Source organism: Bradyrhizobium genomosp. III (genome assembly GCF_000261705.1).
Lineage (GTDB): Bacteria > Pseudomonadota > Alphaproteobacteria > Rhizobiales > Xanthobacteraceae > Bradyrhizobium > Bradyrhizobium ottawaense.
This window is the reverse complement of the sequence record NZ_AJQF01000203.1, coordinates 1-12,791: the sequence shown is the minus strand read 5'-3', so window position 1 is coordinate 12,791 and position 12,791 is coordinate 1. Positions and strand designations below refer to the sequence as shown.

The following is a 12,791-nucleotide window of genomic DNA, read 5'->3' as shown; positions in this document are numbered from 1 at the left end:
GATCAGGTTCGGATTCTTGAACTGCACCGGCGACAGGTTGACGGCGACGTGGACATCGTCGGGCCAGGTGGCCGCGTCGGTGCAGGCTGCGCGCAGCACGAACTCGCCGAGCTGGACGATGAGGCCGGTCTCCTCCGCCAGCGGAATGAAACTGATAGGGGCGATCAGGCCCCGCTGCGGATGATTCCAGCGCAACAGCGCCTCGAAGGCGACGACGCGGCCGCTGGCGACGTCGCGGATCGGCTGGTAATACGCCTCGAACTCGTCGCGCTGCAGCGCCGCGCGCAGGTCCATTTCAAGGAGGCGACGCGCCTGCGCGCGGGCGTCCATGCCGGTCTCGAAGAAGCGATAGGTGCTGCGGCCATCGGCCTTGGCGCGGTACAGCGCGAGGTCCGCATTCTTCAACAGCTCGTCGGGATTGCTGCCGTCCTGCGGCGACAGCGAGATGCCGATCGAGACGCCGATCACGATCTGATGGTCGTCGATCTCGTAAGGCGCCGAGATCACCTCGACGAGACGGCCGGCGAGCGATCTCGCAGCGGCTTCCTCGGAGCGTCCGATCTGGACCACGGCGAACTCGTCGCCGCCCAGCCGCGCAACGGTGTCGCTTTCGCCGACCGCGGACGTCAACCTGCGCCCGACCTCCCTCAGCAGCGCATCGCCGATGGGATGGCCGAGCGAGTCGTTGATGTCCTTGAAGTGATCGAGATCGAGACAGAGCACCGCGAGCTGATCGCCCGACCTGGTCCGGCGCAGTCCCTGCTCGAGCTGCTCGTGGAACAGCACGCGGTTCGGCAGGCTGGTCAGCGCGTCATGGCGCGCCATGTGCGAAATCTTGGCCTGCGCCTCGAGCCATTCGGTGATGTCCTCGAAGGTCGCGACCCAGCCGCCGCCCTGCATCGGCTGGTTGACGACCCGGATGGACCGGCCGAGCCTGCTGACGACGTCGGTGGTGGTGCGGCTCTCGCGCGCGTCGGCGACGAGGCGGGCGAAGAACTCGCCGGCGTCGCCCTGCCACTGGCCCTTGGCCTGCTCCTCCCTGAGCACGTCGACCAGCAGGCGGCCGGTAAGCAGGATGTTGGTGCGGCCGAGCATCGCGGCGTAGCGTTCGTTGAACAGGATGATCTTGCCGTCGGCGTCGAACATGCACAGTCCCTGCGACATGTTCTCGAGCGCCGTGTCCAGCACGACTTGCTGGCGCCCCAACTCGCCTTTGGCGCGGCTGTCGAGCAGCGCCGCGATCAAGGCGATCACGATGATCGCAGCCGCAGCACTTGCCGTTAAAACTGACAACGATATCGGCGGTATCGACAGTCCGCTGATCGCCAACCTAGGATCAGGCGTCAATTGCACCGCCCCCATCGCCGTGAAATGATGCGAGACGATAGCCACCGTCAGCAGCACCGTGGCGCCGATCGCGCCGGCCAAGCTCTCGTGCCGTCCAGCGACATGGAGTGCGAGAGCACCAAAGACCAGACTAAGCAGGATCGACACGGCAACGGTGCCGGTTGCCCAGCTGAGGCGCGCAGGGATTTCGAGGGCCACCATGCCGGTATAGTGCATCGCCGCCACGCCGCCCCCGACAATCGCCCCGCCAAGGACGACGAGGCTGGGTCGCATGGCCGAGACCGCAACGCTCAAGCCGACAAAAGTGACGGCGATGGCGAAGATCAGCGACAGCAGCGTCACCGGGACGTTATAGGCACCGGCGGCGCCCGGTCCATACGCCAGCATAGCGATGAAATGCGTCGCCCAGATACCGCAGCCGGCAACGACTGCGTCGAGCATTAGCCATACAAGGCGCCCCGATCCTTGCGTGGCGCGCGCTCGGTGAAACAGGCTGATCGCAGCCGCACTTGCGAGCAGGCAAACCGCGGCGCCAAGCGCGACCAGTCGCCAGTCGTGTTCATCCGTCAAACAGTAGAGCACCTGATACATGAGCTTTCCCCAACCTGCCATCACCAGAGCGGGGAAGTGGTGGATTTTAGGTAACGAAGGAGGACTGGCTTGCCGGATGGTGAACAGACGCTTCCAGAATCAACCATTCGTTGTTCGTCGAATGGGAATTCGTCCAACTTCTTTCAACGGGGGATGGGCACTGCCTGGACAATCAATCTTGACGCGCGAGCATGCAGCCGCGCCGACCGCTTCGGGACGGCGCATCATTGTTTCGAGGTGGTTGCCGTGACCTACATCCAGAGGTAATGCATGGCTGGCGATCGGGCAACGGTGCGGTGATCGCCGTCGACGTAGCCGCCGGAGCAGCGAACGTTCACGGCCTGATCGTTGATGCGCAGATTGAGCGCACAGTCCAGATCGCCGTAGAGATGCCAACTCAGAGTTTCGAGCTCTCCAAGAACGCCTGATATCGCAGGAGCAGGCCGGCACGCGTGAGCTTGCCGCCGCGGCGGGATGTGCCGGGCGACTTCGGCGGGGCAGCTCGATTGTCAGCTGCTTGATGTGGAATAGAGTTCTGTTGAGAGGGGTCGGCCGGCGCGACGCTCTGCGCGCTTTGGCTGACGCACGTGCCCGTTGCCGGGAGGTGGTTACCGCATTGCGCATGTCATTCCCTCGATTGTGTGAGGATGAAGGCCTCTCTCGGACAGATTCAGTATGCTTGGAACAACAAGAAGGGCGACCCGAATCTGACAGGCCAGATCAAGTTCGGCGGCTGGCGGCACTTCGGCTCCTTCGCCGACCAGCAGCTCGCCTCAAACGGCATCTCTCTCGCCGCTCCGGGCGGGAGCGGCGAGCCCCTGTTGCTGTCAGGAGATATCGGTGGGTGGGCCGTCTTCGAGCAACAGATCTATCGCGTGCCGCACAGCGATGATCGTGGGATCGGCCTGTTCGCAAGGGCCGCCGGCGCACCTGCCGATCGCAACCTGATCGATCTCTACGCCGATGCCGGCGTCGAGTTCATCGGGCTTCGCGACGACCGTCCCGACGACAAGTTCGGGATCGCCGCGGGTTATGCCCATGTCTCCGAACGCGCGCAGGCTCTTGACGCGGACTACCGGACGTCGGTCAATCCGAATTGGCCGGTGCGAAGCTTCGAAGCCTTGTTGACGGCCGTCTACCAGTACCAGATCAGGGACGGCTGGACTGTCCAACCCAATTTCCAGTACATCGTTCATCCAGGGGGCGGGGCCGCGTTACCCGCCTGGCCTCTGGCGGGCAAGGCTCTCAAAAACGCATCCGTGTTCGGCCTCAGGACCACGCTCAAGTTCTAGGACGACGAGCCCATGAACATCGTGGCCATGCCCACGATGCAGAGGGCCATCGCGGCGGTCGCGGCCCGTCCCGGGCTGCCGGCTTGTTCCCGAGATACTCCACCGAGCGCCGCGGCGATCAAGGTTCGGAATTGATTCGGTGGTCACCGTGGATCAGGGAGACCAAGCGGTGCTGCACGCGCGTTCGGCCGATCGCGCCGCAGCGCTTGGAAGTTCGCGTCGCGCGCTTAAGGAGTTGTGGTCGGGAATCTGCAGAGCGGCGCCGAAACGAGGGCATCGCCGATCAAAGTGAAGCCATCGGGTGCATGGAAGCGATCATCCACAATGCCGGTGTCTACACGCAGCGAACGCGGCTCGACTCGATCCGGGCCTCACTTTCGATACTGCTCGTCGCTCAGCTTCTCGAGCCAATCCACTTTCTTGCCGCCGACGGATTCGTGGACGGCGATGTGGGTCATTGCTGTCGTGGAGTGCTTCAGTCCGAGCGGATGAGGACGCCGCCGGGCCGGACTTCATCGAGGTGCCGCGCCCTCGCGCTGCAACCAGCCAAGCCCCTGTCGTGATGATCAGCGCCCGAGCGGTGCGTGTGCTACCCGGTCCGGGTCGCGGGCTCAAACGTGACCTGACTGGCGCTTGCTCGGGCCGGATCCGCGCCGAGAAAACCGGGTCGATACTGACCTTCCGGTGGACCATCGGCGCGCGAGATCGACGCGAGCCCATAGCCTGCATAGAGCGCCGATCCGGCGAGCGCGCCGATTGCGAAGGCCGCCAACAACCGACTCGACCCAGGCGACCCTACGCGTGTTGCTCGAATGAGCGAGCGCCCAGTCACCCACTTCGCCGGACCGTGATGATGAACCTCGCCTAGGCACGTCCAGCAAGCGGGAACACGACCGAAATCAACGGAGATCCGCTGAAGCTGAACGAGAGCAGATAGAACAATCTCCCGGCTGCCGCCGCCAGCAAGCCGATGACGACCACGCTTCGCCACCGCGTGCGGCCTAGAACTTAGATGTCGGTTTCTGCCTGCATCTGGATCTTGGATAGCTGCCGCTAGAGATCGTTTGGCGCCTTACAGGCCCACCAGCTGGGGCAAGCTGAAGTCAGATCAGTGCGAGGTCGAGTTCAAACGCCAGCCAGCTCGTTGCATCCCCTCATAGATAGTGCGCAAGACCAGCGCGAGGGTTTCAGCCTCGGTCAGCACTTCCACCTCGCTGTTCGAATGAATGCGAAAGCCGACGCGAGGCTCGGCTTCAAGCCACGTCGGAGATATCATTTTCTTTGTCATCATGATCGCCTTTATGGGTTTCGTCGATCTTGCTCACAAAGCCCGCAGCCGTCATACGCGCAGCAGTCCAGGCAGGATCAGCAATTTCTTCGAGAGCCGCCCGAACAGCATCATCCACAACCTGAAAGCATTCCTCCTGCCGACGCATGGCGAGCAAATAGGCTGTCTCGCCAGGTAAATTGAGTAGCCGATTGCGCATGCTGACGAGAGTTTCCTCCAGACAACGGCAAACGGATTCAAGCTCCACAAGTTGGCCTGCCTCGAAGGCATCCCGGCGCTCCTCGCGGCGACGTTTCGCGGCCACAAGGCGCGTGCGCTCCTCAGTTAGATTATTGCCCGCCGCGCCTCCCCGGCCGGCCGCGACCGAGCGCAGATGCGCCAAAACCTCGCGACGCACTTGGTCGAGATCGTACTTGCCGGATGGCTGACGCGTGATCACCCCTTCGGCAAGATATTGATCGAATTGCGACCGCGAGCAACAGATGTGAGCTGCCGCTTGGGCGATTGTCGCCATTTTCCTTCTGACTCCTCATTTTGTACTATACGGTACAAATATGCTGCGCGCAAGTGCGACCCGCTCCTGGCCGGCCTGGGAAGGACCCCACCGCGTCGGCTAAATGATTTGGAACCCCTTGGACGACAGCAGAAAACCAACAAAGCGCTGCACTTCCCCGACAAATTGATCGACAAACTGCCGTTCGTCGGGTCGGGGATAGAATTCGCCCCCGTCATATTCGACCAAGCAAGAAAAGTCCTTCTCACTACGGAGCGCAGCGAAAAGCTGACGCGCATACCGATCGATGCTGCAGTCGTCAATCGACCTCTGCAATCCGGCGGCGAGCTCTTGAGCGTGATCTTCGTCCAGCCCATCCAGTTCGCTCGTGTACCAACGCCGGCACTTCCTGGCGACGTTTGGCGCAACGTGGTCAGCGTAATCGGCAAGCAAAAACCACCAAAGCGGCGCCACTTGCCACCATCCATTGGCATTTCCAACGATATCTACACTCATTCTGGTGTATCCGTTCGTTCTGATTGGGTACGCCCCGGTCTCGTGTGAGTGAGACCGGAGCGGAGTCGGATGTGATCACAATTATCAGGGGTATCCCTAACCTACGCGGCGTTGCGCAGATTCATCGCTTTCGCTTCGGCTTCAGCTTCCGGCATCGAGTGCAGCAAGCACTGCGGCTGAGCGCCGGTGTCGTCCACTTGGGTGGATGCCACCTTCAGCAGAGCCGCCTGAACAAGCTCGGGAGTGACGGTTTCCGGAACAGACATGTGATAACGACCATCAAGCAGCGTGAAGAAGCCGAGTTGAATCAGGATCGCGACCTCGACCCCGAATTGACAGTTGTCGGCTTGGTCCAGACCGACCGCCATCGCACAGCCATCATTGGAAGTATGGAACGGCCACTCCTTATCGGTCCGCAACGCGCACAGAACTTCCACCGCCGCGGCTTGGATGTCGGGAGGCGCAAACATGTGCATTGAGCGAATGAGGTTAGCGAACTGAGACATGCCCATCGCTTGGGACAAGAACTCACCAGCTTCCGCCACCTTCTGAAGCCACGATGCAAAAAAGCGGCAGTCGGACGACGGCGTCATTGACATGACGATATGATGGCTCTTGATCGTTTCAGCGTTCATTGTTACCTGCTCCTGCTTGGGACTGCTTTAACCGAGCATGGCGCGTCCCCATCGCCTTGCCCGAGCGCAGCGGGGAATCCGCCGCGCTCGTTCCGTGATCAGTACTCACCTTGGGAAAGGGGGAATGAGGGGAATGTCAGAGCCCGCGGCTCCGAGACTTTCTCGAAAACCAGCGCAAGCTCACCCCAAGATTCGCACTTTTTCCTGCGACGAGGCTGTAAACTTTCCCCTCTTTCCCCTTCGCGAGATCTCGAAGGGAGGCATCTCGCGTCAGTTCGCATCCGAAAAGGGATCATCGTCACGTTCGCCGGACTTCCCAGGCGACTGACGATCGCCAGCCACCCCCCGTCTCTCGATCCGATATAGATTCTGCTGATGACCAGGGACGCGGCGCAGGAACGCGACGCGGTCTTCGATCCAAGTTGGGCGCCCGGTCAAATGCTTCTGGAACAGCTTGCCGATACCCTGCGCGGTCGCCTTATCGACGGCTTTCTGCGCCAACTCCGCCAATCCGTCCGCAAGCTCAGCGGCATCCTCATCGGTAGCGACATTGTAATCCGAGAGCAGCGATGCCACTGAGCGCGCGGTGAACTGCTCCTCACCAAACCGCGTCCAAAGGGCGGTCAGGACGCGCGACGTCGTGCTCGCTTCCTCGTCCTGGGCCTCGCCGGCCAGGAGGAGCTTGCCGCAATCGAAGTCAATGCCGACCAAGGCTGCCGCATATTCAACCGGCCATCCGGCCAGGTTCCACCAGTTCTTGAAGCGCGTTTTTGCCTGTTGGTCGGCCGGTCGGTTCTGAATGCCGGCGACCAGAATCAAATAGAGCGCCCGAAGAACACGCGCGCGGTTCGCCTGCGTCCAGCCCACGGGATCGCTGTGCTTGAAATCACGATTCTCCGGATCGGGCCGATCGACGTTCAACGAAAGGATGAACGACCGGCTTGCCATATCGCCACGAGGCGCGATCGAATTGCCGGTGAAGACCTGAACGGTCGACGCCGGCACCGTCTCGAACATGGAGACGCCCAGCACGCGATCCGAGATCTCGGGCGCAGTGAGCGCGGCCTCGATATGGGGACAGCTGATCGTGGATCCACGACTGATGTTATCCCAGATCAACACACCGACACCTTGACGCAGATACGAGAACAACGCCTTTTTTCGCTCCTCCGCATTATCCGACCAGGCCGCCGCCGCAGCAGGGCGGCCAAGAATTGCGGTGACGATCATCTGAATCAACGTCGTCTTGCCGCCACCGCGCTGACCTGCCGTGACGAAGAACGCCGGACGCTCGGGGAGCAACGCGCGCTGCAACAGGGTGATAGCCAGAACAATGACGACGCATTTGCCGGCATCGTCGAGAGCCACATCGACAAGCCATTCATGCATCAGATATTCCAGCGCCGCGCGAACCTCATTGTCCGTCGGCCTGCCGGCAGGCAGGCACGCACGATGTGCGGGATCGATGCGATGCACAATGCCAAGAGTCCGATCGAGGCCCTCTCCATCGATCACCTGTCCGGCTACAGTCACGAGCGGCGCCTGATTGATCGCGCGGACAACGGGCATCTCGCTGTCTGCATAGTCAAACAACGCTTTGATGAACGGCAATGGCGTGGCCGCAAAATAGAATGATCCATCTTTGCGGACTTTCTTCCAGCGGAGATGCTTCTCGATCAGCATCTGCAGGCTGCTCGCAGTCAACTCGTTGATCACCGGCTGAACCGGCGCCTTCATCAGCTCATCGGAGCCGGCGGTCGCGTTTGCAGACTCGGACGTCAAAAGATGAAGAGCCCATGGCTCCTTTTCGTCGATCCGCACAGGCACACCGTTTGCGTTGCGCATCGGGGGTTCTGGGCTGTCGTCTTTTGCGAGAACAGCGTCGATGAAAGTGACCGTCGGCAACAATTCCTCATTTGCGTACGGAAGCGGGCGAACGATGCGGGCATCGGTCGTCTCTTCCGCGGCAGCCTTTCGCGCCTGGATCTTTCGCTCAGCGAGTTCGCCCTTCATTCGCGCCTTGACTGTGCGCACGCTCACGCCGGCGGCCTTTGCCACCGACGCAGCAAAGTCGTCGAGTTCGTTCAGCTCGAGCTTGGCTTGAGCGAGAATCGCCATCGCGTGATCCACCATGCCCGCGACGGGTCCGGCGGTGACGGTCGCCTTTGCTGATGCCAAATCGTAACGCAGGGAATAGAACGAGCGACCATGCGCAAACGAATGGATCACGAGATCGCCCTCGCGCCCTCGCATGACCATGGCTTTGCCACGGCCGTACGACACGCCCTCGAGCGGATCGGCAAGCGTTTCATTCACGTAACGCTCCGGCGTTGCCAGCACGGCGCCGACGGTAACGCTACCAAGGCGATCGAACTCCAACTCAATGTCCGAATAGAGCACGCCCTGGTGCCGCGCTTTAACCAAACGCAATGCGGTAGCGGTCGGCGTGCCTGAGCGAGCTGAGACGGCCTTGGCGAGATCCTGGTCGTGCTTGTCCGCGACCTCGCCGGCAGCTTTGCTCAAAGCTCGCTTGCTATCAGCCTTGGCCAGGTTGATCCGGTGCCGGTCGTACTCGGTCGGCGCCGGCACGACGCGGCCGGAGTCAATCGCATGGCCGTCGAAGACGCGAGGCTCTCGCTTCGAAGAGTTCTGGACGAGCGGCGGGACGATCAAGGGAGCACCCTCGAAACACAAGCGCTCGCCGAAGCCCACCATGCGATCCACGATGCTCCGTTCGAGCAATTGGCCGGCGCGGCCGATCATGTGCCAGCCGAATCCATGCAACCAGCATCGATCGTGCAGATCGTTCAAGAAGCGCTCGATGTCACCACCGTCAGCGACGAGCAAGTAGTGATGTTCGCCATCAGAGCCGGGGATCAGGTCACCGGTGTCGCCACGATTCAATCCAGCGCTCGTGCTGGAGCGGCTGACGCGGGCGGCGCGCGCGAGACCAGGAGCGATCTTGAGCAGGCAGTCCCACATGCCGCCGCTGGCATCGATCTTGGCTTTGACTTCCGAAGGCATGCCCTTGGAATCAAAATCAATCAGAAGCCAGGACGGCGCGCCTGACCGATAGTCGATGAAATCGCGGGTGCGGGCAATGCAACCGGGACTCTCGTTGATGCGGTCTTTCGTGACGATGTGAACGGGAGCGGCGATGTTCTGCGCGATCGAGCCGAGCGCGATCGCTTGATTGGAACGACAAGCGACGATGATGCGGGCAAGCATAGCCGCGGTGGCGGCAAATGTGCGCGCAGCAATGCCCTTGCTCATCCAACATTTCGAGCCGTCGCTGTTCAGCGAGCCGTCGTCGTTCAACGACAGCCGCTTCGACATCAGCGACGGCTCGTCCAGTTTTGTGATCAAGGTCAGTTGCGCGCCTGCCAGGTCGGCCTGACCGGCGACGTCGCCATCGCTTTGGGCGATGTCTTCGTCAGCTGACTGCGAAACGACGTCAGTAGTGCTCATTGTCGCGCCGCGGCTACTTGTGCAAACGCGCGTCGGTTTCGCGTTCGCGGATCGCGGCGAGCTTCTCCTGGTGAGCCGCGCGATCTTCGGCAACGCGCAGCTCGACAGCACGCTCCAGCTCCTCCGCCGCATTGCGCAGCGCGCGGATAAGGTTGGTGAAGAAGGTTTGCGACCAGCTGTCTGTCGGCGCACAGGTCAGCGCCATGCGCGTGATGCGCTCAATGTCACGACAGGCGCTGCGCACGAAGCGATACAACGGGATTGGCGGCTTCGGCTTGCGGCCGCCGGGGATGATGGTGAAAGCCATGGATGGAGAGCTCCGCTGTTGCGGCCTCACACCAGCCATGGCATAATCAACGTGCAACCGAGACGAGCCAAGATTGGGATGCGAGCCCAGTGATTGAAAAACTCCGCCGCAACTAATGCGGTGGGTTTTTTTATTCTGGGCTGAGTCGCGCTAAAGCCACACGAAAAGCGGCGGTTACATTTTAGCCCGCCGTGTTGCGTTTGAGCTCCGAGGTACCTGGTTCCATTTCTCTGGCAATCGCGTCGATGTTGGCGCTGGTGGGTCGATATTTTGGTTCGATCTCAAGCCAGTCAAACAACGCATCAAAGATCTTTTTGCGCGGACGTTGCTTGCGGCTAGTGGTGATGTCGTGCTTCGCCATCAGGCGAAGGAAGGGTTCGACCACCAGTTTGCGCACGTCGCGCCTTCGGTACTTGGTACTGTTGATCTCGAGCCATTGGTCGATAGCCGACAGGTAAGTCGTTAGCGTAGCTATCAGATCTTTCTGCGGGTGTTCGGGATCAGTCATCCAGGAATGCAGCGTTTGTTCATCTGCGTCCGGATTGAGCTGGGATAAAATGATCTTCTCGATATCGTTCGTCAGGAAATCGTTTCCGACCTCCTCTGACAGCGCCAGCATTCTCCCGCCGGACGCTCGTAAACGTTTAACCGCGCCCGGATCTGGCTGTTCGACCAACGCGGTACGGAAGCGCGCGCCCTGGTGCTCAATATACTCAAGATCTTGCTTCAGAACGTGTAGCACAAAGGGATCACTTACGCCCAATGCGCGGAACAGGGCATCCAACAGCTGATCACGGCGTTCCGCCTCGTTCAGAGGTGAGCCTTTGTTGCGCATGGGACCTGCACGTTCGAACACAATTCGGCGGCATGAAAAGACGCCGCCGGTTTTCGTTGGCAGTAATGGTGCATCAATTTATACGCAGAGCAAGCCGCTACTGCGCACTTTGTTTTTGAAACCTCCCGCTGACGCCTACATCCGGTGCTTATGGTTACCGGCCAGGAAGGGGGATGAAGTAGGCGCGGCGCTGCCGGCAACACTTTTGAGATTACAATGATAGCGGCAAATCAACGCGAAGCCGAAACGGAGGACGTAGCACCGGCTACTTCTCGTCCTCGCCGCATGCTCAACGAACGGCAGGTTTTGGAAGTTATCCCGGTCGGTCGCACCACGTTGTACCGCATGGAGAAGTCGGGCCGCTTCCCCAAATCGACCTACATCAGCCCGAACCGGCGCGTCTGGTTTGAGGACGAGATCGTGGCGTGGCAGAACGCTGTTGACGAGTTTGATCCGCGCCGGGCACGGGGCAAGGGGCGGCGTGCGCGTGCGGTTGCTGCCGTTGCGGGCACACCGAGCACGCGTTGAGGGGTGCTCGCTAGTGCTCGCCGGCGAGCTGGCGCGCGACGCTATGCCAGTCCTTTGAAGATTCTCACCACGGGATCTTGCTGCTGCAGCGCCCAGTAGCGCGCGCGATGCCTCGCCAAGCTCGTCGCGGAACGCGCCTGGTACGCACCGGCAACACCGACCGGCGGCGCGCCGGGCGTTGCCGCTTGCTCTTACGCGCTTTGTCCCACGCGTCGACAGCACGCTCCTCATCGGTATGAGGATCACAGGCGTGGTCTTCGGATGGATCGGCTCGACCATCGAATTCGGCGCCGTCGTCGGAAAGGCGTATGCGGCCCCTATATCGGCTTCGACTTCGGCCCGCGATCATCGTTGAACGTCGTCCAGTTACCAGAGAAGGCGAACAGCGGACGATCCTCGCTGAGCGCGGACCAGACAACGGTTCTTCTCCTTGGTTTGGGGGTTCGGCTCCGAAAGTATAGGTCGGGAACGACTACTAGCAGGGGCATTGAGCGTAGGCGCTACGAGCATCAAGCCTGGCGCGGACGGCCTGTCAGAGCAGCTTGTGCTCGGGGCTGCGCAGCGCCCGGTGAATCCCATAAATCGCACTTTCCTCGCCATCATGGCTTCGGCGTTGATATTACTTCTCGGCGCAATCAGCCGTCCTTGATCAAGTATGCTGACCTGTCTCAGGACCGCACCGTCGGTTTCGTCGGCTCACGACAGAATAGCCGCGAGAGCCCTCTGCTACCTTCTTGAGCAACATACGTCGCGGCGGGAACGAGCTGCAGTAAACCTCTCGCTTATAATTCCTAGTGACATCGGCCCAAGCTGAAAGAGTGGGCAGCCTCAGGAACGGTCTCATCATGATCGCGTTTCTGCACAACAGGCTGAGGGCAGTCATCGACACCATCATTGGAGAACTAGATGGCAAACCCGCGTCCGGAAGAGAGATCGACGCAAAACATGGAAGACGCAGCCCGCCGTACAGGCGAGAGGGCTGCGGAGCAGACTACGCGCATCGGGCAAGCTGCGGCTGAAGCCGGCGAAGAAGTGGCACGGGCCAACGCTGATATGCTCAAGCAAAATGTTGAGACGCTACAGCAGACCTGGCGCTCCAGCCTCGAAGCGGCGACCTCGGTAATGGGACGGTCTAGCGAGCAGTTTAGCCGCACGCTTGGCTTATCTGAAGAAGATGCGCAAAAGGCAACGGCGGCAACCGAACGGTCAGCTCGCAACGCGCAGACGCTCCTTTACAGTGGTACAGCCGCCGCCAAAGTGATGGGGGGAATGTCCCAAGAATACCTCCAGAAGCACATCGACCACTTGAACAGGTTGTGGACGTGCCGAACCCCACAGGACTTTGCGGCGGTGCAGAGTGACATGGTGCGGGAGACAGTGGAGACCGCTCTGGAAAGCAGCCGTCGTATCGCCGACTTGTCGCTCAAAATGGCCGACGATACTGGGAAGCAGATTAAAAAAACTTGGATCAGATCCCACGCTAAGCAGGGC

Annotated in this window: 11 protein-coding genes; 4 read left to right on the top strand and 7 right to left on the bottom strand. The window is 60.9% G+C overall.

Translation table 11 applies throughout. The features are described 5' to 3' along the window. Positions 1–1,938, bottom strand: a 1,938-nt coding sequence (locus IC66_RS0117620) for a bifunctional diguanylate cyclase/phosphodiesterase (protein ID WP_049806553.1), incomplete at its 3' end; no start/stop codon positions are given. A gap of 296 nt (positions 1,939–2,234) precedes the next feature. Here IC66_RS0117620 and IC66_RS48975 point away from each other — a divergent pair. Next, the gene (locus IC66_RS48975; RefSeq protein WP_256379492.1) at positions 2,235–2,366 is read left to right on the top strand and encodes a hypothetical protein; all 132 of its coding nucleotides are present in this window, start codon (positions 2,235–2,237) and stop codon (positions 2,364–2,366) included. 219 nt (positions 2,367–2,585) lie between these two features. Beyond that, positions 2,586–3,230 carry a carbohydrate porin gene (locus IC66_RS0117605; RefSeq protein WP_240536573.1) on the top strand — a complete coding sequence of 215 codons (645 nt, stop codon included), beginning with the start codon at positions 2,586–2,588 and terminating at the stop codon, positions 3,228–3,230. Positions 3,231–4,483: 1,253 nt separating this feature from the next. Here IC66_RS0117605 and IC66_RS0117590 read toward each other — a convergent pair. The 6 genes from IC66_RS0117590 to IC66_RS0117565 all read right to left on the bottom strand — a co-directional run bounded on the left by IC66_RS0117590 (position 4,484) and on the right by IC66_RS0117565 (position 10,772). After that, positions 4,484–5,032, bottom strand: a complete 549-nt coding sequence (locus IC66_RS0117590; RefSeq protein ID WP_028140194.1) for a hypothetical protein — start codon at positions 5,030–5,032, stop codon at positions 4,484–4,486. Positions 5,033–5,131: 99 nt separating this feature from the next. Continuing rightward, complete coding sequence (locus IC66_RS0117585; protein WP_049824105.1) at positions 5,132–5,527, bottom strand: hypothetical protein; 396 nt, start codon at positions 5,525–5,527, stop codon at positions 5,132–5,134. A 101-nt stretch (positions 5,528–5,628) separates the two neighbouring features. Continuing rightward, positions 5,629–6,162, bottom strand: coding sequence for a hypothetical protein (locus IC66_RS0117580; RefSeq protein ID WP_028140196.1), 534 nt, complete (start codon positions 6,160–6,162; stop codon positions 5,629–5,631). 270 nt (positions 6,163–6,432) lie between these two features. Then, the gene (locus IC66_RS0117575; protein ID WP_028140197.1) at positions 6,433–9,630 is read right to left on the bottom strand and encodes a hypothetical protein; all 3,198 of its coding nucleotides are present in this window, start codon (positions 9,628–9,630) and stop codon (positions 6,433–6,435) included. Positions 9,631–9,643: 13 nt separating this feature from the next. Beyond that, positions 9,644–9,937, bottom strand: a complete 294-nt coding sequence (locus tag IC66_RS0117570; protein WP_028140198.1) for a hypothetical protein — start codon at positions 9,935–9,937, stop codon at positions 9,644–9,646. Positions 9,938–10,118: 181 nt separating this feature from the next. Then, complete coding sequence (locus IC66_RS0117565) at positions 10,119–10,772, bottom strand: hypothetical protein (RefSeq protein WP_028140199.1); 654 nt, start codon at positions 10,770–10,772, stop codon at positions 10,119–10,121. A gap of 216 nt (positions 10,773–10,988) precedes the next feature. On the opposite strand from IC66_RS0117565, the gene IC66_RS42575 reads away from it, so the two are divergent. After that, entirely contained in the window at positions 10,989–11,300 is a 312-nt protein-coding gene (locus tag IC66_RS42575; protein ID WP_038973704.1) for a helix-turn-helix transcriptional regulator, read from the top strand. Between the two features lie 906 nt (positions 11,301–12,206). Further along, positions 12,207–12,791: phasin family protein (locus IC66_RS0117550; protein WP_157158060.1), on the top strand; the 585-nt coding region annotated here is incomplete at its 3' end.